The 19,511-nt window shown below is 74.0% G+C and carries 17 protein-coding genes; 6 read left to right on the top strand and 11 right to left on the bottom strand.

Features of this window, described 5'->3' with window-relative positions:
• Nucleotides 1–29: 29 nt before the first annotated feature.
• Nucleotides 30–728, bottom strand: a complete 699-nt coding sequence (locus ACWDRR_RS21290; protein WP_449773732.1) for a hypothetical protein — start codon at nucleotides 726–728, stop codon at nucleotides 30–32.
• Between the two features lie 96 nt (nucleotides 729–824).
• On the bottom strand, nucleotides 825–2,321 hold the full coding sequence (gene miaB / locus ACWDRR_RS21295; RefSeq protein ID WP_449773733.1) for a tRNA (N6-isopentenyl adenosine(37)-C2)-methylthiotransferase MiaB: 1,497 nt from the start codon (nucleotides 2,319–2,321) through the stop codon (nucleotides 825–827).
• Nucleotides 2,322–2,414: 93 nt separating this feature from the next.
• Here miaB and ACWDRR_RS21300 point away from each other — a divergent pair, with 93 nt between their 5' ends.
• A complete protein-coding gene (locus ACWDRR_RS21300) occupies nucleotides 2,415–3,434 on the top strand; it encodes a TAXI family TRAP transporter solute-binding subunit (RefSeq protein ID WP_449773734.1) in 1,020 nt (339 codons plus the stop codon).
• 82 nt (nucleotides 3,435–3,516) lie between these two features.
• Here the strand turns inward: ACWDRR_RS21300 and ACWDRR_RS21305 are convergent, their stop codons facing one another.
• Both ACWDRR_RS21305 and ACWDRR_RS21310 read right to left on the bottom strand, forming a co-directional pair.
• The gene (locus ACWDRR_RS21305; protein WP_449773735.1) at nucleotides 3,517–4,953 is read right to left on the bottom strand and encodes a sensor histidine kinase; all 1,437 of its coding nucleotides are present in this window, start codon (nucleotides 4,951–4,953) and stop codon (nucleotides 3,517–3,519) included.
• 6 nt (nucleotides 4,954–4,959) lie between these two features.
• Nucleotides 4,960–5,733: a response regulator transcription factor gene (locus ACWDRR_RS21310; protein ID WP_449773736.1), complete on the bottom strand. Its 774-nt coding sequence runs from the start codon at nucleotides 5,731–5,733 to the stop codon at nucleotides 4,960–4,962.
• 383 nt (nucleotides 5,734–6,116) lie between these two features.
• Here ACWDRR_RS21310 and ACWDRR_RS21315 point away from each other — a divergent pair, with 383 nt between their 5' ends.
• The 5 genes from ACWDRR_RS21315 (at nucleotide 6,117) to ACWDRR_RS21335 (ending at nucleotide 11,496) form a co-directional block, all read left to right on the top strand.
• The gene (locus ACWDRR_RS21315) at nucleotides 6,117–6,890 is read left to right on the top strand and encodes an amino acid ABC transporter ATP-binding protein (RefSeq protein WP_449773737.1); all 774 of its coding nucleotides are present in this window, start codon (nucleotides 6,117–6,119) and stop codon (nucleotides 6,888–6,890) included.
• Between the two features lie 125 nt (nucleotides 6,891–7,015).
• Nucleotides 7,016–7,921, top strand: a complete 906-nt coding sequence (locus ACWDRR_RS21320) for a glutamate ABC transporter substrate-binding protein (RefSeq protein ID WP_449773738.1) — start codon at nucleotides 7,016–7,018, stop codon at nucleotides 7,919–7,921.
• 47 nt (nucleotides 7,922–7,968) lie between these two features.
• Nucleotides 7,969–8,619: an amino acid ABC transporter permease gene (locus ACWDRR_RS21325; RefSeq protein ID WP_449773739.1), complete on the top strand. Its 651-nt coding sequence runs from the start codon at nucleotides 7,969–7,971 to the stop codon at nucleotides 8,617–8,619.
• 73 nt (nucleotides 8,620–8,692) lie between these two features.
• Nucleotides 8,693–9,544, top strand: coding sequence for an amino acid ABC transporter permease (locus ACWDRR_RS21330; protein WP_449773740.1), 852 nt, complete (start codon nucleotides 8,693–8,695; stop codon nucleotides 9,542–9,544).
• Nucleotides 9,545–9,690: 146 nt separating this feature from the next.
• Nucleotides 9,691–11,496, top strand: coding sequence for an FAD-dependent monooxygenase (locus ACWDRR_RS21335; protein ID WP_449773741.1), 1,806 nt, complete (start codon nucleotides 9,691–9,693; stop codon nucleotides 11,494–11,496).
• Here ACWDRR_RS21335 and rny read toward each other — a convergent pair.
• From rny to ACWDRR_RS21370, 7 genes are all read right to left on the bottom strand, one after another.
• Nucleotides 11,477–12,931 carry a ribonuclease Y gene (gene rny / locus ACWDRR_RS21340; protein WP_449773742.1) on the bottom strand — a complete coding sequence of 485 codons (1,455 nt, stop codon included), beginning with the start codon at nucleotides 12,929–12,931 and terminating at the stop codon, nucleotides 11,477–11,479. The genes ACWDRR_RS21335 and rny overlap by 20 nt on opposite strands.
• A 186-nt stretch (nucleotides 12,932–13,117) precedes the next feature.
• Entirely contained in the window at nucleotides 13,118–14,197 is a 1,080-nt protein-coding gene (locus ACWDRR_RS21345) for a regulatory protein RecX (RefSeq protein ID WP_449773743.1), read from the bottom strand.
• 7 nt (nucleotides 14,198–14,204) lie between these two features.
• On the bottom strand, nucleotides 14,205–15,329 hold the full coding sequence (gene recA / locus ACWDRR_RS21350) for a recombinase RecA (protein ID WP_449773744.1): 1,125 nt from the start codon (nucleotides 15,327–15,329) through the stop codon (nucleotides 14,205–14,207).
• 221 nt (nucleotides 15,330–15,550) lie between these two features.
• Nucleotides 15,551–16,948, bottom strand: coding sequence for an AI-2E family transporter (locus ACWDRR_RS21355; RefSeq protein WP_449773745.1), 1,398 nt, complete (start codon nucleotides 16,946–16,948; stop codon nucleotides 15,551–15,553).
• Nucleotides 16,949–16,998: 50 nt separating this feature from the next.
• A complete protein-coding gene (locus ACWDRR_RS21360; protein WP_449773746.1) occupies nucleotides 16,999–17,193 on the bottom strand; it encodes a DUF3046 domain-containing protein in 195 nt (64 codons plus the stop codon).
• A gap of 34 nt (nucleotides 17,194–17,227) precedes the next feature.
• On the bottom strand, nucleotides 17,228–17,782 hold the full coding sequence (locus tag ACWDRR_RS21365) for a GNAT family N-acetyltransferase (protein ID WP_449773747.1): 555 nt from the start codon (nucleotides 17,780–17,782) through the stop codon (nucleotides 17,228–17,230).
• Between the two features lie 65 nt (nucleotides 17,783–17,847).
• On the bottom strand, nucleotides 17,848–19,383 hold the full coding sequence (locus ACWDRR_RS21370; RefSeq protein ID WP_449773748.1) for a S8 family serine peptidase: 1,536 nt from the start codon (nucleotides 19,381–19,383) through the stop codon (nucleotides 17,848–17,850).
• Between the last annotated feature and the right edge of the window lie 128 nt (nucleotides 19,384–19,511).

The raw sequence follows: 19,511 nt of genomic DNA on the forward strand, positions 1-19,511 counted from the left end.
CGGGCGCGGTGTGATCCCGGCCCCGGGCGTCAGCTCCAGGACGCGACGAAGTACCCGACCCCGTACGGCGCGTCCCGGTAGCCCAGCCGCGCGGTGAGGCCGGCGCCCTCGGCGGCGCCGGCCAGCACCTGCCAGGGCGCCCGGCCCTCGGCCAGCAGCTCGGCGGCCAGCCCCGCGTCCACGGCGGCCAGCGCCGCCGCGTCCGCCGAGCCCAGCGCGTCCGCGATCACCGCGTCGAAGCCCTCGGCCCGCTCGTCCAGATAGCCCGGCGCCTTCAGCGAGCGGCAGGCGCTGCCGTCGCCCATCACCAGCAGCCCGACCCGGTCGGCCAGCCCGGCCAGGCCCTGGCCCAGCCCGAGCATCCGGTCGGCGGGCGCGTCGGCGGGCACCGCGCAGGCGTGCGTCGGCAGGGTCGCCCCGGCCCGTTCCAGCAGCCAGGCGCCGACGGTCAGCGACGGGGAGAGCTCCGGCCCCTCGACCCGGCCGGACGGCAGCTTGGCCACCAGCGGCACCCCGTACCGGTGGAACGAGCCCGCCCCGCCCTCGGTCCACACCTCGGGCTCGGGCCCGGTGCCGACCACCACGACCAGCTCCGGCCCGGCCCCGAGCAGTGCGGCGAGCGCCGCGTCGCAGGCCGCGCGCAGCGGCTCCAGCTCGCCGGCGGCGCCGGCGGCGACCTCCGGGACGAGCAGCGGCGGGCAGGGGCAGACGGCGGCGGCAACCAGCATGTGGATCACTCTAACCAAGAAGGACAGGGGTGCGGCGGCGGACGAAAGCGGCCCGGCGGGATCCGAGATCCCGCCGGGCCGCCGCACGGTCAACGGTCAGTCGCCGCAGCAGCCGCCCGCCGCGGGGGCGGCCAGCGGCGCCGGAGCACCGATGGTGGGCAGGCCGAGCATCACGCCGGCCGGCTTGGCCGCCGGGGCCGCCTGGCGCTTCTCCCAGGCGTCGCCGGCCCGGGTGCGGCGCACCGCGAGGGTCGGGCCCTCGGCCAGCAGGTGGTGCGGGGCGGCGTAGGTGATCTCGACGGTCACCATGTCACCCGGACGCACCGGCTCGGCGGGCCGGGTGAAGTGCACCAGCCGGTTGTCGGGGGCGCGGCCGGAGAGCCGGTCGGTCCGGTCGTCCTTCTTGCCCTCGCCCTCCGCGACCAGGATCTCCAGGGTGCGGCCGACCTGCTTCTTGTTCTCGTCCCAGGAGATCTCCTCCTGGAGCGCGATCAGCCGGTCGTAGCGGGCCTGCACGACGGCCTTCGGCACCTGGTCCGCCATCTCGGCGGCCGGGGTGCCGGGGCGCTTGGAGTACTGGAAGGTGAAGGCGTTGGTGAAGCGGGCCTCGCGCACCGTGTGCATGGTCTGCTCGAAGTCCTCCTCGGTCTCGCCGGGGAAGCCCACGATGATGTCGGTGGAGATGGCCGCGTCCGGCATCGCCTCGCGCACCTTGCGGATGATGCCGAGGAAGCGCTCCTGCCGGTACGAGCGGCGCATCGCCTTGAGCACGGTGTCCGAGCCGGACTGCAGCGGCATGTGCAGCTGGTGCATCACGTTCGGGGTCTCGGCCATCGCGGCGATCACGTCGTCGGTGAAGTCGCGCGGGTGCGGCGAGGTGAAGCGGATCCGCTCCAGGCCCTCGACCTGCCCGGCGGCGCGCAGCAGCTTGGAGAAGGCCTCGCGGTCGCCCAGGTCGGAGCCGTAGGCGTTGACGTTCTGGCCCAGCAGGGTGACCTCGATGACGCCCTCGTCGACCAGCGCCTCGATCTCGGCGAGGACGTCGCCGGGGCGGCGGTCCTCCTCCTTGCCGCGCAGCGCGGGCACGATGCAGAAGGTGCAGGTGTTGTTGCAGCCGACCGAGATGGCCACCCACGCGGCGTACGCGGACTCGCGGCGGGTGGGCAGGGTGGACGGGAAGGTCTCCAGCGACTCCAGGATCTCCACCTGGGCCTTGCGCTCGACCGCGGCCCGCTCCAGCAGCGCGGGCAGGTGCCCGATGTTGTGGGTGCCGAACACCACGTCGACCCAGGGGGCCTTGCGGACGATGGTGTCGCGGTCCTTCTGGGCCAGGCAGCCGCCGACGGCGATCTGCATGCCCCGGTGGCGGGTCTTCACCGGCGCCAGCTGCCCGAGGTTGCCGTACAGCTTGTTGTCGGCGTTCTCGCGCACCGCGCAGGTGTTGAACACGACCAGGTCCGGGTCGCCGTCCTGCCCCGCCTTCACGTACCCCGCGTCCTCCAGCAGCCCCGACAGGCGCTCGGAGTCGTGGACGTTCATCTGGCAGCCGTACGTGACGACCTTGTAGCTCTTCAATCCGCTCTCACCGCTCACCCGACCAGGGTACGGGCACCCGCGAAAGGCTTTTCCCGCCCGGCCGACCGTCCGCCCCTCCCGTTCGCCGCGCGAGCCTGGCACTATCCCTGCATGGCCCCCTCCCCCACCACCCGACCCGGCAGCGCCCTCCGCGCGGCCGCCCGCAGCCCGCTGTGGCGGACGCTGCTGGCCCTGGTGCTGGTGCTGGCCGGTTTCGGCGGCTGGTGGCTCTCGGCGGGCCGCACACCCGGCTACCCGCGCGGCGAGACGGGTTTCGCCACCGGGGTGCAGCGCGGTGTGTACGACCGGTACGGGCAGCTGCTGGAGACCCACGTCGCCAAGGCGATGCCGGGGGTGCGCCTGCGGCTGGACAACTCGCAGGGCTCGATCGACAACCTGGCCCGGGTCACCGGCGGGCAGGACGACTTCGCGATCGCGACCGCCGACTCCGTCGCCGAGTACTCGGGCCCCGGCAAGGACCGGCTGCGGGCGATCGCCCGGCTCTACGACGACTACCTCCAGCTGATCGTCCCGGCCTCCTCGCCGGTGCGCCGGGCCGCCGACCTCAAGGGCAAGCGGGTCGGCGTCGGGCAGTCGCTGTCCGGGGTCAACCTGGTGACCAGGCGGCTGCTCTCCTCGGCCGGCCTCGACCCGGACCACGACATCACGCCGGTCATGCTGGGCGTCGGCGACGCGGCCGACCAGCTGCGGGCCGGCAAGCTGGACGCCTTCTTCTGGTCCGGCGGGCTGCCGACCAACGCGCTGACCGACCTGTCGGACCACGTCGCGATCAGGATCGTGCCGCTCGGCGACCTCGCCGAGGCCGTGCACAAGGTCGAGGGCGGCGGCACCGACGCCTACCGGGCGGCCACCATGCCGAAGGGCACCTACCCCAACGCCGAGCCCAAGGACGCCGTCGCCACCGTGGCCGTGCCCAACCTGCTGATCACCCGGGAGGACGTGGACACCGACCTCGTCCAGGGCATGACCCGGGCGGTGATAGACAGCCGCGACCAGATCGGCTCCCAGGTGCACGCCGCCCAGCTGGTCGACCTGCGCACCGCGGTCTACACCGACCCGCTCCCGCTGCACGAGGGCGCGATGCGCTACTACCGCTCGGTGAAGCCGTGAGGTCGTGAAGCCGTGGTGCCGCGGTGCTGTGAGGCCGCGCTGCCGTGAGGCCCTGACGCGGTAGGACCGTGCGGCCCCGGTCTCAGGGCTTCTTCCCCGCCCGCGGCACCGCCAGCGTCACCGCGAGGCCGGTCGGCCGCACCGGGGCGAAGGTGAGCGAGCCCCCGGCGGCCAGCAGCAGCGTCCGGGCGATCGAGAGCCCGAGGCCCGAGCCGTCCACGTTCTGGTGGCGCGGACTGCGCCAGAAGCGGTCACCGGCCCGGGCCAGCTCCTCCTCGGTGAGGCCGGGCCCGGCGTCCGAGACGGTCACCGCGACCTCCTCGCGCCGCACCGCGACCAGCAGCCGCACCCGGCTGCCGGCCGGACCGAACTTGAGCGCGTTGTCGACCACCGCGTCCAGCGCGCTGCCGAAGCCGATCGCGTCGGCCATCCCGAGCGCGAGCGCCGGGCCCTCCCAGCCGAGCTCGATCCCGCGCTGCTGGGCCACCGGCCGCCAGGCGTCCGCCCGGGCCAGGGTGAGCGCCACCAGGTCGGTCGGCTCGGGCTCGGGGCGGGCGTGCTCGGCGGTCGCCAGGCCGAGCAGGTCGTCCAGCACCCGGGCCAGCCGCACGCCCTCCTCCCGGACGCCGCCGAGCTCCTCGTCGTGGCCCTCGGGCAGCTCCAGGCCGAGCAACTCGACCCGCAGCAGCAGCGCCGCCAGCGGGTTGCGCAGCTGGTGCGAGGCGTCCGCGACGAAGGCCTTCTGCTGGTCCAGGGCGAGCACCACGTGGTCGGCCATGTCGTTGAACGAGCGGGCCAGGCGCTGCAGCTCGGGCGGCCCGCCGCCGGGCGCCACCCGGGCGTTCATCCGGCCGGTGGCGATGTCGTGGGTGGCCCGGTCCAGGGTCCGGACGGGGCGCAGCACCCACTCGGTGAGCCGGGCGGCCAGCAGCACCGCGACGATCATCGCGGCGGCCTCGCCGGCCCCGATCACCAGCCAGCGGTGCAGGACCCGGGTGCGCATCGCGCCGGTCGGGGACTCGCTCAGCACCACCGCGACCACGTCGCCGTCCCGGACCACCGGGGTCGCGACGGTGAGGGTCCGGTCGGGGGTCCACGGCCAGACCTGCGGCGGGTTGTGGCTGCGCCGCCCGTCCAGCGCCTCCTGGAAGGCCTGCTCGCCCCAGCCGCCGACGGGTACCCGCCAGTTCTCGGGGGCGGTGGCGATCGGCAGGCCGTCGCGCTGGAAGATGCCGAGCCGCACGCCGTAGAGGTCGTGGTAGCGCGCCACCTCGGCGCCCAGCGCGTGCCGGCGGCTGAGGTCGCCGGGGGCGGGCTGCGGATCGCCCTTGAGGGCGGACTCCAGCCCGGAGACGCCGGAGGTGGGCAGGTCCTGGGCGAACCGGGCCGCGTCGTCGAGCCGGTCGACCACCACCCGGCTCTGCTCGGCGGCCGCGACCGCCGCGGCGAGCGGCAGCCCGAGCGCGGCCAGGACGCAGAGCATCAGGGCAAGCAGAATGCCGAGCAGGCGGGTGCGCACGTGCGGTCAGTGCTCCGCGCTGGCCTGAGGGGCTTCCGCGGCGGCTGGGGCGGCGGGCGACGCGACGGCCGGGCACTCGGGGATCAGCCGGTAGCCGACGCCCCGGACGGCCTCGACCAGGCCGGGCAGGGCGAGCTTGGTGCGCAGCGAGCCGATGTGCACCTCCAGGGTGCGGCCGTTGCCCTCCCAGCCGCTGCGCCAGACCTCGCTGAAGATCTGCTCGCGGCGGTAGACCACGCCGGGGCTCTGCGCGAGCAGCGCCAGCAGGTCGAACTCCTTGCGGGTGAGCGGCACGTCGCGGCCGTCCACGCTGACCCGGCGGCGCTCGCGGTCGATCAGGATGCCGCGGGACTCCAGCGGCCCGCGCTGCTGCGGTACGACGTCCGGCGCGGGTGCCGCGACGGCGGCGGGCGCCGCGCCGCGCCGGGCCACGGCGTGGATCCGGGCGAGCAGCTCACCCATGTCGTAGGGCTTGGTGACGTAGTCGTCGGCGCCGAGGTTGAGGCCGTGGATCCGGGAGCGGATGTCGGCGCGCGCGGTCACCATGATCACGGGCACGCCGCTGCCGGCCCGGATCCGGCTGCAGACCTCGAAACCGTCGCGGTCGGGCAGGCCGAGGTCGAGCAGGACCACCCGGTACGGGTCGTTGCCGTCCGGCACCAGCGCGTCGAGCGCCTCGTGCCCGCTGCGGGCGTGCCGGACCTGGAAGCCGTGCCGGCCCAGCACCGCGACCAGCGCGGCGGCCACACGTTCGTCGTCCTCGACGAGCAGCAGTCGCATCGTTCCTCCTCCCCCCGACGTTCCCCGGGGTGTCGCGTGATGTTCACGGGCCCCACCGGGCAGGTCCCGGTTCTGCGCAGTATGGGCCAGCCGAGCGCCGGACGCCAGGCTCGGCCACGCCCCGGGACCCCCGGGGACGGCGCGCGGCGGGCCGGCTGCCCGCTGTCACCGTGCCCCCGATTTCCCGGTGTGAACGACGCTTGGGCGGCGTGTGGCCGGATCGTGATCCTCAAGTTCCGCTCAGATCGGCTGACGTGACATCGTCATGGCTCCTATGGTCACCCCACCGGGGGCCGAGGCTCCGCCGGCCGAGGCCCCCGGTTCCTACCATCACTGCCGCCCAAGGGAGTTCGACTCCCGGGCTGACACGAGGAGCAGGCGCGATGACCGAGAGCCTGATCAAGGACTCCAGCGCCGCGACCGCTCCGCTGGTGGCGCTGAGCGGAGTGAACAAGCACTTCGGCGCACTGCACGTCCTCCAGGACATCGACCTGGAGATCGCCCAGGGCGAGGTGGTGGTGCTGATCGGCCCCTCCGGCTCGGGCAAGTCCACGCTCTGCCGGACGATCAACCGGCTGGAGACCATCGACTCCGGCACGATCACCATCGACGGCCGCCCGCTGCCCGCCGAGGGCCGGGAGCTGGCCAGGCTCCGGGCCGAGGTCGGCATGGTGTTCCAGAGCTTCAACCTCTTCGCGCACAAGACCGTGCTGGAGAACGTGGTGCTCGGCCAGGTCAAGGTGCGCGGGATCGCCCGCGAGCAGGCCGTGCGCACCGCCCGGGAACTGCTGGAGCGGGTGGGCGTCGGCGCGCAGGCGGCGAAGTTCCCGGCCCAGCTCTCCGGCGGCCAGCAGCAGCGCGTCGCGATCGCCCGGGCGCTGGCGATGAACCCGAAGGTGATGCTCTTCGACGAGCCCACCTCGGCGCTCGACCCGGAGATGATCAACGAGGTGCTGGAGGTCATGCGCCAACTGGCCGCCGACGGCATGACGATGGTCGTCGTCACCCACGAGATGGGCTTCGCCCGCTCCGCCGCCAACCGCGTGCTCTTCATGGCGGACGGCCGAATCGTCGAGCAGAACACCCCCGAGGCCTTCTTCACCGCGCCGCGCAGCGACCGCGCGAAGGACTTCCTCTCGAAGATCCTGCACCACTGACCTTCCCCGGGCCGGACCTCCGGTCGGCGACGGCGACCGCGCCGCCGCCGATCCCGTCCGCCCGCCACCTTCCTGCCGCCAGAGCCCGGTTGAACCGTGGCCCAGCCCCGAGGAGAACCACCCTCATGAGGACTCGTCGCACCTTCGCCGTCGCGCTCTGTGCCATCGCGCTCACCGCCACCGCCGCCTGCGGCAAGGACGGCACGCCCGGCGACGCCACCGCCGCCAGCGGCAGCAGCGCCCCCAAGCTGCCCACCTACACCGTCAAGTCCGACGTGAAGGTGGACTCCGCGATCTTCACCGAGGCCAAGAAGCGCGGCCAGCTGATCATCGGCGCCAAGTCCGACCAGCCGTTCCTCGGCTTCGAGGACCTCGCCAGCGGCGACCGCAGCGGCTTCGACATCGAGATCGCCAAGATGATCGCCGCGGACCTCGGCTTCACCCCGCAGCAGATCAAGTGGCAGACCCTGGTCTCCTCGCAGCGCGAGCCCGCGATCTCCAAGGGCCAGATCGACTTCTACGTCGGCACCTACAGCATCAACGACGAGCGCAAGAAGACGGTCTCCTTCGCGGGCCCGTACTTCATCGCCGGCCAGGACTTCCTGGTGAAGGCGGACAACACCTCGATCACCGGCCCGGAGTCGGTCAACGGCAAGAACATCTGCACCGCCACCGGCTCCACCTCGATCAAGAACATCCAGCAGTACTCGCCGAAGATCACCCAGTTCGACACCTACTCGGCCTGCGTCGAGAAGCTGATGTCGGGCGAGGTCGACGCCGTCACCACCGACGACGCCATCCTCAAGGGCTACGCCTCCAAGTACGCCGGCAAGCTCAAGGTGGTCGGCAAGCCGTTCACCAAGGAGAACTACGGCGTCGGCCTGAACAAGGACGACGCCGCGCTGCGCGGCGCCATCAGCGACGCCCTCAAGGCCCACCAGGACAACGGCGACTGGAAGAAGGCGTACGACGCCACCCTCGGCCTCTCCGGCGCCCCGGCCCCGCAGCCGCCGGCCCTGGAGCGGTACTGATCCCCCGACCGACCGCTGCTGACCAACTCTGAGAGGAGGGCCGCCGGATGGGTTTCCTGTTCGAGGACGGCAACTTCGCGCTGTTCCGCGACGGCTTCCTGCAGACGATCGAGCTGAGCGCGCTCAGCGCACTGCTCGCCCTGCTGCTGGGCACCCTGCTGGCGGCCTTCCGGGTCTCCCCCATACCCGCGCTGCGCGGCTTCGGCACCGCCTGGGTCACGATCTTCCGCAACACCCCGCTGACCGTGCTGTTCTTCGCCGTGACGTTCGGGCTCCCGCCGCTCGGCGTGCACTTCAGCCACCTCACCTTCGCGGTGCTGGCGCTCGGCAGCTACACCGCGTCGTTCGTCTGCGAGGTGCTGCGCTCGGGCATCAACACCGTGCCGCTCGGCCAGGCCGAGGCCGCCCGCAGCCTGGGCATGACCTTCGCCCAGACCCTCACCACGGTCGTCCTGCCGCAGGCGGCCCGGACGGTGCTGGCACCGATGAGCAGCGTCTTCATCGCCCTGCCGAGGAACTCGGCGATCGCCGGCGCGTTCAGCGTCGGCGAGCTGTACAGCGTCCAGCAGGGCTTCTCCGAGGACGGCTACTCGATCTTCGCGATCTTCTTCTGGGTGGCCTGCGCCTACCTGGTGATCAGCGCCGTCGTCGCCCTGCTGTTCCGCTTCCTGGAAGACCGACTGGCGGTGGCCCGATGAGAGAGCGAAGCGAACGAATCATGGAAAGGCGCGCGTTGGCGAAGGCCTCCGCCGAGCGAAGCGGAGTGGGCGCATGAGTTCCCTCTTCACCCGCTCCTCCACGGCCAGCGTCCTCTACGACGCCCCCGGCCCGCGCGCCCGCGCACGCTACCGGCTGTTCGGGGTGCTGTCGCTGCTCGCGATCGCCGGCCTGCTCTGGTACGCCGTCGCCAGCCTGGCCTCCAACGGCCAGTTCGACGCCGACCTCTGGGACGCCTTCCAGTACACCAACATCCAGCAGCGGATCGTCGACGGCCTGCTGGCCACCCTGGAGGCCTTCGGGCTGGCCGCGGTCTTCTCGCTGGCCCTGGGCGCGCTGCTGGCGGCCGGGCAGCTCTCCGACCACAAGCCGGTGCGCTGGGCGGCCGTCTCCTTCGTCCAGTTCTTCCGGGCGATGCCGCTGCTCATCCTGATCGTCGCGCTCTACTACGCCTTCTTCGCCAAGAACCCGATGTGGGCGCTGGTGCTCGGGCTCACCCTGTACAACGGGTCCGTGCAGGCGGAGATCATCCGCAGCGGCGTCAACGCGGTGCCGCGCGGTCAGGGCGAGGCCGCGTTCGCGCTCGGCCTGCGCAAGACCCAGGTGATGACGACCATCCTGGTGCCGCAGGCGGTCCGCTCGATGCTGCCCTCGATGATCGGCCAGCTGGTCGTCACCCTCAAGGACACCTCGCTCGGCTTCATCATCACCTACCATGAGCTGCTGTTCGTCGGTAAGGCGATCGCCAGTCAGCCGATCAACGCCGCGGGGTTCCCCTACATCCCCGTGGTCCTGGTGATCGGGCCCATCTACATCCTGATGTGCCTGCTGCTCACCGCGCTCGCCCGGTGGATCGAGGCACGCGGCCGCCGCGGCGCGAACCGGCGCACATCAGCTGCTGCTTGACGGACACGCAGGCGAACTGTTGCATTGCTCTTCGTGACACCATCCGGGACCATCCTCGCGGCATATGACGCCCCCTCGTCGGCCTGCCCGGCCCCGGAGGTCTGCGGCTCCACCCGGCCGGCCGGCCGCTGCCCGGAGGGTCCGGCATGGACCCGGTGATCGTGGTCGGGGCCGGGCCGGTCGGTCTGGCCCTGGCCCTCGCCCTCGCCCGGCACGAGGTGCCGACCGTCGTCCTGGACGAGGGCTCCGGACTCTGCCCCGAGGGCCCCCGCAGCGTGGTGCTCGGCGCCGACACCGCCGCCTTCCTGACCCGGATCGGCTACCCCCGGGCCGTCTCGGACGCCGCCCAGTGGGACGCCTTCACCATCTGGCGCCGCCGCCAGGAGGTGCTGCGGATCGACCTGGCCGGCGCACCCGTCCTCCACCTGCCCCAGCACCGCCTCCAGCGCGGCCTGCGCGACGCCCTGACCGGCACCCCGCTGGTGCGACTCGTACCGCTGAGCCGCGTCACCGAGCTCGCCCAGGACCGCGACGGCGTCAGCGTCCGCACCCGCAATCCGCAGGACGGCACCGAGACCTGGTGGCGCGGCAGCCACCTGGTCGGCTGCGACGGCGCCCGCTCCGCCGTCCGGAAGCTGCTGAAGATCCGCTTCCCCGGCCGGCCGGCCGTCGACCGCAACGCCATCGCCACCGTCCGGGTCGACCTGCCCTTCACCGAGGCCCGGCTGCACCGCGAGCCCCCGTGGCGCGGCGACCGCGAGGCCTCCGCCCGCCCGCTGCCGGACGGCGTCTGGCGCCTCGACTGGCGGCTGCCCCCGGGCCGGCCCGCCCCCACCGAACCGGTCGACCCGCACGCCACCTGGCCCGGCATCGTCACCGGCGACACCCTGCTCACCCGGGTCACCGCGACCCTGACCGGCTGGTGCGGCGAGCTCCCCCGGTACGAGCTGCTGGCCGCCGCGGACCACACCGCCCAGCAGCGCCTCGCCGCCCGCTTCCGCAGCGGCCGCTGCTTCCTCGCCGGCGACGCCGCCCACCTGCACGGCGCCCTCGGCATGCAGAACCTCGCCGACGGCCTGCGCGACGCCGACAACCTCGCCTGGCGGCTCGCCCTCGCCTGGCACCTCCACACCGGGGGCCCCCAGCCCGGCGGCTCGCTGCTCGACGGGTACGAGGCCGAGCGGCGCGGCGCGGTCGGCGCCCGGCTGCGCGCCGTCGACCAGGCCATGCCGCTGCTGCGCCCGCTGCGCGGGTGGCAGGCCACCCGGCGCTCGCTGCTCTCCGGCTCGTTCCGCAAGCACGCGCCGCTGCTCGCCGACGGCCAGCTCGGCACCGGCCGCTTCGGCGGTGCCCCCGCCTATCCGGCGGCACCCAGCGGCGTCCCCGGGCGGGTCCCGGTGCAGCGCGGCCAGCGCGGCGCGACCTCGCTCAGCGAGCTGCTGCCGGCCACCTCGCCCGGCGTGCTCGTGCCGGACCTGCCGGTGCTCACCACCGACGGCACGCCGGACCAGCTGCACGCCCGGCTCGGCGCCACCTTCCTGCTGCTGCTGGTCGCCCCCGGTACCGCCGTCTGGTCCGCCGAGCACTGGCTAGGCGCCGGGCTGATGCCCCGGCTGGCCGAGGTCGCCGGGGCCCTGCCGGTGCCGGCCGAGGTGCTGGTCACCGAGGAGTACCCGGGAGCCGGGCCGCACACCGTGCTGCTGATCCGGCCGGACGGCCACCTGGTCGGGGTCACCCAGGGCGCCGCGGCCGAGGACCTCCAGGCGCTGGCCGACCGGGCCCGGGGCGGGCCGCCGCCGCTGGCCGGCGCCGCCGAGTCCGACCCGGAACCCGGCCCCGGTCCCGCTTCCGGCGCCGGTTCCGCCTCCGGTTCAGGGGCGGGAAGCGCGCCCAGACCGGTCTCCGGCGCGACGCCGCACCCGGCGGACTCGCCTAGCGGGCCACCTCGGTGACCCGGCTCTCCCGCACCACCGTGACCCGGATCTGGCCCGGATAGGTCAGCTCCTCCGCCACCTGCTTGGCGACCTCACGGGCGATCACCTGCGCCCCGAGGTCGTCCACCACCTCCGGCCGCACCATCACCCGCACCTCGCGGCCGGCCTGCATCGCGTACACCTTGGCCACCCCGTCGTGGGACCGGGCGATCTCCTCCAGCCGCTCCAGCCGGCGGACGTAGAGCTCCAACGACTCCTTGCGCGCCCCCGGACGGCCGCCCGAACAGGCATCGGCGGCCTGGGTCAGCACCGCCTCGACCGTCCTCGGCTCCACCTCGCCGTGGTGCGCCGCGATCGCGTGCACCACCTCCGCCGACTCGCCGTGACGGCGGGCGAAGTCCGCCCCGATCGCCGCGTGGCTGCCCTCGACCTCGTGCGTCATCGCCTTGCCGATGTCGTGCAGCAGGGCCGAACGGCGCACCGGTTCCGGGTCCAGTCCGAGCTCGGCCGCCATCATCCCGGCCAGGTGCGCCGACTCCACCAGGTGCCCGAGCACGTTCTGCCCGTACGAGGCCCGGTAGCGCAGGGTGCCCAGGGTGCGCACCAGCTCCGGATGCATCGCGGCGACCCTGGCCGACAGCAGCGCGTCCTCACCCGCCCGGACGCAGCGCCGCTCGACCTCCTCGCGGCTGCGCTCGTGGACGTCCTCGATCCGCATCGGGTGGATCCGGCCGTCCTCGACCAGTTGCTCCAGGGTGAGCCGGGCGGTCTCCCGGCGGACGGGGTCGAAGCAGGACAGCTGCACCGAGGCCGGGGTGTCATCGATGATCAGATTGACCCCGGTGACCGCCTCGAAGGTGCGGATGTTGCGGCCCTCCCGGCCGATGATCCGCCCCTTCATCTCCTCGTTCGGCAGCCGGAAGAGCGACACCGCCGTCTCGGCCGTCTGCTCGCTCGCCAGCCGCTGGATCGCCCCGGCGACGATCTCCCGGGCCCGCTGCTCGCCCTCCTCCTTGGCCGCCCGCTCGATCTCCCGGACGGCGACGGCCGACTCCCGCCGTGCCTCGGCCTCCGCCTCCCGGACGAGTTGGGCACGGGCCTCGGCGGCCGAGAGCCCGGCGGCCCGCTCCAGCTCCGCCGCCCGGCGCCGCATCAGCTCCTCGGCCTCGACCCGGGACCGCTCCAACGCGGTCGACCGGTCGTCGAGTTCACCCTCCCGGACCCGGAGTCTGCGCAGTTCCTCGGTCAACCGCTCCTCACGCCGGTCGAGTTCGGCCCGCAACCGGGCGGACTGCTCCTCGGCCCGGCGCCGGGCCCGCTCGGTCTCGGCCGTGGCCCGCCGCTGCGCGGTCCGCAGGCGCCCGACCACCAGCCAGGCCGTCGCCACGACGGCGATCAGCACCGCCGCCGACAGCAGGGGGACGACCGGTCCGGCGCTCAGCGCGATCCTCATCCTGCCCACTCCCCGTCCTGCGCGGCACGCCGCCCGGGACCAACCGCGACCGGGCCCGGGCATGCCTGCCCGAGGCGTGGCCGGGGAGTGATCGACGCGCTCCCGCACTGAGTGCGAGGCTAAGCGCAGGTTACGAAACGGTCAAGACTGGCCTGGGAGTTGGCCAACTCCCACACACGAGGGCCGTCATTCCCACCCGGAAGCGGATCCTCCGTCCACGTCCTCTTCACCCGGGCCGGCACCGGCCGCCTCCGCGTCCAGGGCCTCCCGGACCACCCGGAAGGCCAGGCCCTCGGAGTAGCCGCGCCGGGCCAGCACGCCGACCAGCCGGCGCGTCCGGGCCTGCCGCTCCAGCCCCGCGGTCGCCCGCAGCTTGCGTTCGACCAGGGCGCGGGCCGCCTCGGTCTCGTCGTCGTAGTCCAGCTGCGCGACGGCCTGCTCGACCAGCTCGCCGGCCACTCCCTTGGTCCGCAACTCCTGGGCCAGTGCCCGCCGGGAGAGGCCGCGAACGGCGTGCCGGGACTCCACCCAGGCCTGCGCGAAGGCCGCGTCGTCGATCAGCCCGACCTCCTCCAGCCGGGTCAGCACCCCGTCGGCGACCTCGTCGGGGATCTCCCGCCTGCGCAGGGCGTCGGCCAGCTGCTTGCGGGTCTTGGCGGCGCCGGTGAGCAGCCGCAGGCAGATGTCCCGCGCCCGGGCCTCCGGGTCGGCCGACTCCTCCGCCTGCGCCCCCCGGGCCGCCCGGGCCTCCGTGCGCCCTTCGCCCTCGGCGCGCTCCCGCGCGCGGGCCCGGGTGCGACGGGTGCTCGCGCCCCGCCCGACGCGCCCGCCGTCCTCGGCCGCGTCGATCGCATCGGCCACGTCCGGCGGTGCGGTGGCCGCGGCGGCGCCCGCCGGATCGGCGAAGGAGGCGGGGGCGGCCGCACCCCCGTGACCGGCCGCCCCGCCCCCGGCCCGGAGACCAGGAGTCGCCTCCTCCACCAGCGCCGAACGGCGTCGGCGCCGACCTGTGGGCAGCTCGGACGCGGACACCAGCCCGAGCCCGCCGCCCAGCCCCTCCGGACCGCTCGCGCGGTCGGAGCCGCCCCGAGCGCCGGCCCGGCGCGGCACCGCGCCCCGGCCGGAATCCTGCTCCGGGCCGGGCTCCGGCTCGGGCTTCGGCTCGGGCTCAGGCTCCTCCGCGACTGCGGCGAACCAGTCCGGCGGGCCGTGGTCCTCGTCCTCCGGGCCCGCCGGGCCGCCGCCCACCGCGCTGCTGTGCTGCATCAATGGCTCAGGCCTTGGCCGCCGCCGCCGTCTTCTTCGCCGCGGCCGTCTTGGCGGCGGTCGCGGTGATCGGCTTGACCCCGCCCTCGGCGGTGGCGGCGGCCGCGGGCGCCTCGCCCTCGGCCGGCTCCTCCGTCTTCGGGCCGATGCCGAGCTTGGTCTTGATCTTCCGCTCGATCTCGTCGGCGAGCTGCGGGTTGTCCCGCAGGAAGTTGCGGGCGTTCTCCTTGCCCTGGCCGAGCTGGTCGCCCTCGTAGGTGTACCAGGCACCCGACTTGCGGATGAACCCGTGCTCGACGCCCATGTCGATCAGGCCGCCCTCACGGCTGATGCCCACGCCGTAGAGGATGTCGAACTCGGCCTGCTTGAACGGCGCGGCCACCTTGTTCTTGACGACCTTCACCCGGGTGCGGTTGCCGACCGCCTCGGTGCCGTCCTTCAGGGTCTCGATCCGGCGGATGTCGAGCCGGACGGAGGCGTAGAACTTCAGCGCGCGGCCACCGGTCGTGGTCTCCGGCGAGCCGAACATCACGCCGATCTTCTCGCGCAGCTGGTTGATGAACACCGCGGTGGTGTTCGACTGGTTCAGCGCACCGGCGATCTTGCGCAGCGCCTGGCTCATCAGACGGGCCTGCAGACCGACGTGCGAGTCACCCATCTCACCCTCGATCTCCGCACGCGGGACGAGCGCCGCGACGGAGTCGATGATCACCAGGTCGACCGCGCCGGAGCGGATCAGCATGTCGGTGATCTCCAGCGCCTGCTCACCCGTGTCCGGCTGGCTGACCAGCAGGGCGTCGGTGTCCACGCCGAGCTTCTTCGCGTACTCCGGGTCGAGCGCGTGCTCCGCGTCGACGAACGCGACCGTGCCGCCGGCCCGCTGGGCGTTGGCCGCCAGGTGCAGGGTCAGCGTGGTCTTGCCCGAGGACTCGGGGCCGTAGATCTCGACCACCCGGCCGCGCGGGATTCCGCCGACGCCGAGGGCGACGTCCAGGGCCGTGGACCCGGTGGGGATCACCTCGATCGGCTCATTGGCCTTCTCGCCCAGGCGCATCACCGAGCCCTTGCCGAACTGCCGCTCGATCTGGGCGAGTGCGTTCTCAAGGGCCTTCTCGCGGTCCGTACCTGCCATGGCTTCCACCCTCGGGTTCTGTGCTGTGCGCTTCATCGTCCTCGACGCTAGCGCGTCCCACTGACAATCGGCCCCGACCGGGCTCGGCCTGTGGAGAACTCTTGGCCGGAGAGTACAAAGAACATCTGTTCGATTCAAGCTCCGGCCGTTCGCACGGCCCGGCCGACACCGTTCGCACGCCGGCGGCGGCCGGCCCCACCGGCCCGGCCGCCGCCCCCGCGCTACTCCTTGCCGCCCCCGTCGTCCCCGCCCCGGCCCTGCTCCCCACCCCGACCGGAGGTGCCGCTCCCGCCCGGGCCCTGCTCCCCGCCCCGACCGGTGGTGCCGCTCTCGTCCGGGCCCGTACCGCCGACCATCCGCCGCAGCCGGCGCGCCGCCTTCCGGCGCAGCTCCCGCCGGGCCCGCCGCTGGGCGCCCCGGTCGATCCGCGGGTCGGTGGCCACCTCGTACCGGCGCACATAGGTGCCGACGAAGCCCTGCAGGGTGGCGGCCGCCGGGATCGCGATCAGCGCGCCCACCGCACCGAGCAGCGCCGCGCCCGCGATCACCGAGCCGAAGGCCACCGCCGGGTGCACGTCCACCGTCTTCGCGGTGATCCGCGGGTGCAGCAGGTAGTTCTCGATCTGCTGGTAGACGACCACGAACGCCAGCACCCAGAGCGCGTCCACCGGCTCCACGGTGAGCGCGACCAGGACCGGCAGCGCGCCGGCCAGGTACGTCCCGATGGTGGGCACGAACTGCGACATGACGCCGACCCAGACCGCCAGCGCCGCCGCGTACGGCAGGTCCAGCAGCGCGAACATCACCCAGTGCGCGAGCGCGGAGGCGACGGCGAGCAGCGCCCGCGAGTAGAGGTAGCCGCCGGTCTTGGCCAGCGCGATCTCCCAGGCCCGCAGCACCTCGCCCTGCTTGGCGGGCGGCAGCAGCGAGCAGACGGTGCGGCGCACCCGGGGGCCGTCCGCGGTGAAGTAGAAGGTGAAGAGGCCGACCGTGAAGGCCTGGAAGAGCCCGCCGATCAGGGTCGAGGAGACGCCCCACACGTTGTCGGCCGCCTGCTGGGCGTAGTTCTCGATCGCCCCGGAGTCCTTGAGCAGCTTCTTCTGCAGCTCGTCCAGCGAGAGGTCCTGATGGAAGGTCCGGTTGATCCAGTTGATCAGGTTGTCGAGCAGGTGCGGCAGGTCCCCCGCGATCTTCGCCACCTGGTCGACCAGCAGGGTGCCGAGCGCCGTCAGGAAGCCGGCCACCGCGACCGCCACCGCGACGAAGACCAGGAAGGTGCCGACGCCCCGGCGCACCCCGCGGGCCGCCATCCGGTCGACGGCCGGCTCCAGCGCGAGCGAGAGGAAGAAGGAGACCAGCAGCATCACGAAGAGATCGATCAGCTGGTGGAAGGCCCAGTCGGCGAGCTGGAACAGGCCGACCATGACCAGCGCCAGCACCATGGCCCGGGGCAGCCAGCGCGGCATGCCGGCCCCCCAGAGCCCCTCGGCCGGCGCCGGGGCGGCCTCGCGGGCGGGCGCCGGGTCGGAGTCGTTCCGGTGTTCGGGCTGCGAGCCCGCGGCCTCGTCGGCGGCCTGCGCCGACCTGTCCGAATTCTGCGGTTCTGCGCTGCTTGTCACTCGGACAGTCTGTCCCATGCCCGACACCCCTCCGAGCACGGGGCGCCGGTTCAGCGGAGCAGTGCCGACACGCCCTGACTCTCGCAGACCACCCGCCAGACGTCCTTGGCCTCCCAGCCCGCGTCCAGTGCCTGCCGCACCGTCCGCCCGCCCAGTTCGCTCATCACGTGATCGGTGGCGAAGGACTCCGCGTACACCTCTCCGAAGTGCGCGTACATCCGTCGCCAGAAGTCGGTCAGCCTCATGCCCACCAGTATCCCGGACCGGGCCGGGAGGGCCCTAGGGTTTCCAGTCGGACGCCGACAGCGCGTACTCGACCTCGCCCAGCTCGCTGCCGGGGATCGGCTCGGGGTGGTCCTCGTGGAAGGTCCGGACGTAGCGGAGGCCGGCCTTCTCCATCACCCGCCGCGAGCCGCTGTTGACCGCCATCGTGTACGCCACCACCCGGCGCACGCCGAGCTCGGTGAAGCCCCGGTGGATCAGCGCCCGCGCGCCCTCGGTGGCGTAGCCGTGGCCCCAGGCCGGCCGGCGCAGCCGGTAGCCGAGCTCGACCTCGCCGCGGTCCCGCCGGTCCGTCGGGCGGAACTCGAACCAGCCCAGGAAGGCCCCGCCGGCCCGTTCCTCGGCGGCCCACCAGCCGAGGTCGCCGTACCGCCGGTAGTGGTCGAAGTAGAGCGGCAGCAGGTCCCTCTCGACCACCTCGCGCGCGGTGGGCCGGCCGCCGGTGAGGTGGCGCATCACCTCGGGATCGCCGTCCAGCTCCACCAGGCGGTCCGTGTCGGCGGCGGTGAAGCGGCGCAGCACCAGCCGCTCGGTGGTGAGGTGGACGGTCATCCCTCGATCCTCGCCCACCGGGCGCCCTCCGTCACCGGGTTTTCCGGCGCCCCGGCGCCGCCCGCTCAGTGCGGCAGCGCCAGCGTCCCCGCGCCGTAGTACTGGCGGTCGCCGCAGGCGTACGGGCCGGGCGGGCAGGCGGCGGCCGCGGTGGTGGCCAGCAGGGCGGCGAGCCGGTCCGAGTCCCAGTCCGGGTGGAGCGCGGCGGCCACCGCGACCGCGCCCGTCACGTGGGCGGCGGCCATCGAGGTGCCGGCCAGCGCGGCGTACTGGCCGCCGGGCCAGTCGGAGACGACGGCGCCCTGCGGGCCGCCGTCCGGGTCCCCGCCGGGGGCGGCCAGCGAGACCTTTCCGCGCCCGTAGTTGGAGTAGGCGGAGGGGTGGCCGTCCCGGTTGACGGCGGTCACCGTGACCACCCCGGGCAGCTCGCCGGGCAGCCGGACGCACTCGGTGCCCACGTTGCGCGTCCGGGCCGGACCGGAGGTGCGGTCGTTGGGGCTGCGGTCGTCGGTGCGGGCGGCCCCGAGGTCCTGCCCGTCGTTGCCGGCCGAGGCCACCACCACCGCGCCCTTGCGCCGGGCGTAGTCGACGGCCCGGGTCACGGCGGCGGTCAGTGCCGCCTGGTCGCCGTCCTCCGGGCAGTTGTACTTCCAGGGGTCGGCGAAGTAGCTGTTGTTGATCGCCTTGGCGCCGTGGTCGGCGGCCCAGAGCATGCCGCAGACGATGTTCTCCGCGTAGTACTGCCCCAGCGGGCCGAGCAGCCGGACGGCGGCGATCCGGGTCCCGGGGGCTACCCCGCTGACGCCGCGGCCGTCCCGGGCGGCGCCGACGATCCCGGCGACGTGCGTACCGTGGCCGCTCTCGCCGACCCCGGGGTCGGGCCGCCAGGCACCGGTCCGGGCGTCCGGGCGTCCGTCCGCGCAGGAGGCGGAGCTCTTCGGGTCCACGGCGGCGCGCAGGTCCGGATGGGTGTCGTCGACGCCCGAGTCGAGCACCGCGACCAGCACCCGGCGCAGCGAGTCGGCGGAGGGCGTGCCCGGGCCGGCGCCGGGACCGCGCAGCAGGGTGGGCGCGGTGTCGCCGGACGGTCCGCCGCCCGCGCCGAGCATCGCGAGGTTCCAGGCGTCGCGCTCGCCGGGGTCGGCCACGGTGGCGGTGGCGTCGTCCGCGCCGTCGGCACCCGCCCGGTCGCCGCCGGCCCCCGCGCCGAAGTTCCCGGCGCCGTCCAGCGGGCGGGGCGGGCTCGGTACCGGCGCGGTCCGGGTGGCGCCCACGGCGGCGACCCCGGGCCGGGCCCGGACCCTCTCGGCGAAGCCGCCGGCGGCGTACGCGAGGACGGCTCCGATCTGCGGGTACTCCTGGACGACCTGCCCGCCGGCGGCGCGCGCCTCGGCCCCGGCCCGGGCGGCGCCGGCCGCGTCCTGCTGCTCGGCCAGCACCAGGTAGCTGAGGTACTCCCGCCCCGGCCCGGCCACGTAGGGGACGGCGCCGCCGACCACCAGTGCGGTGAGCAGCATCGCGAGCAGGGCCCGGACGGGGCCCCTGGTCCGACGGGCGGAGACCAGCGCGGGACCGCTGCCGGCCGGGTGCGCCTGCGCCATCGCACGGTCTCCGATCGTCGGTCCCGGTGGCCGCGGGAGGTCCGGCGATCACCGGAGGTCCGGTGGCCACGGGAGGATCAGGTGTCTGGATTATCACCATATGAGCGGATTATCCTTTCTGCCTTTCC

The organism is Kitasatospora sp. NPDC003701 (assembly GCF_053587085.1).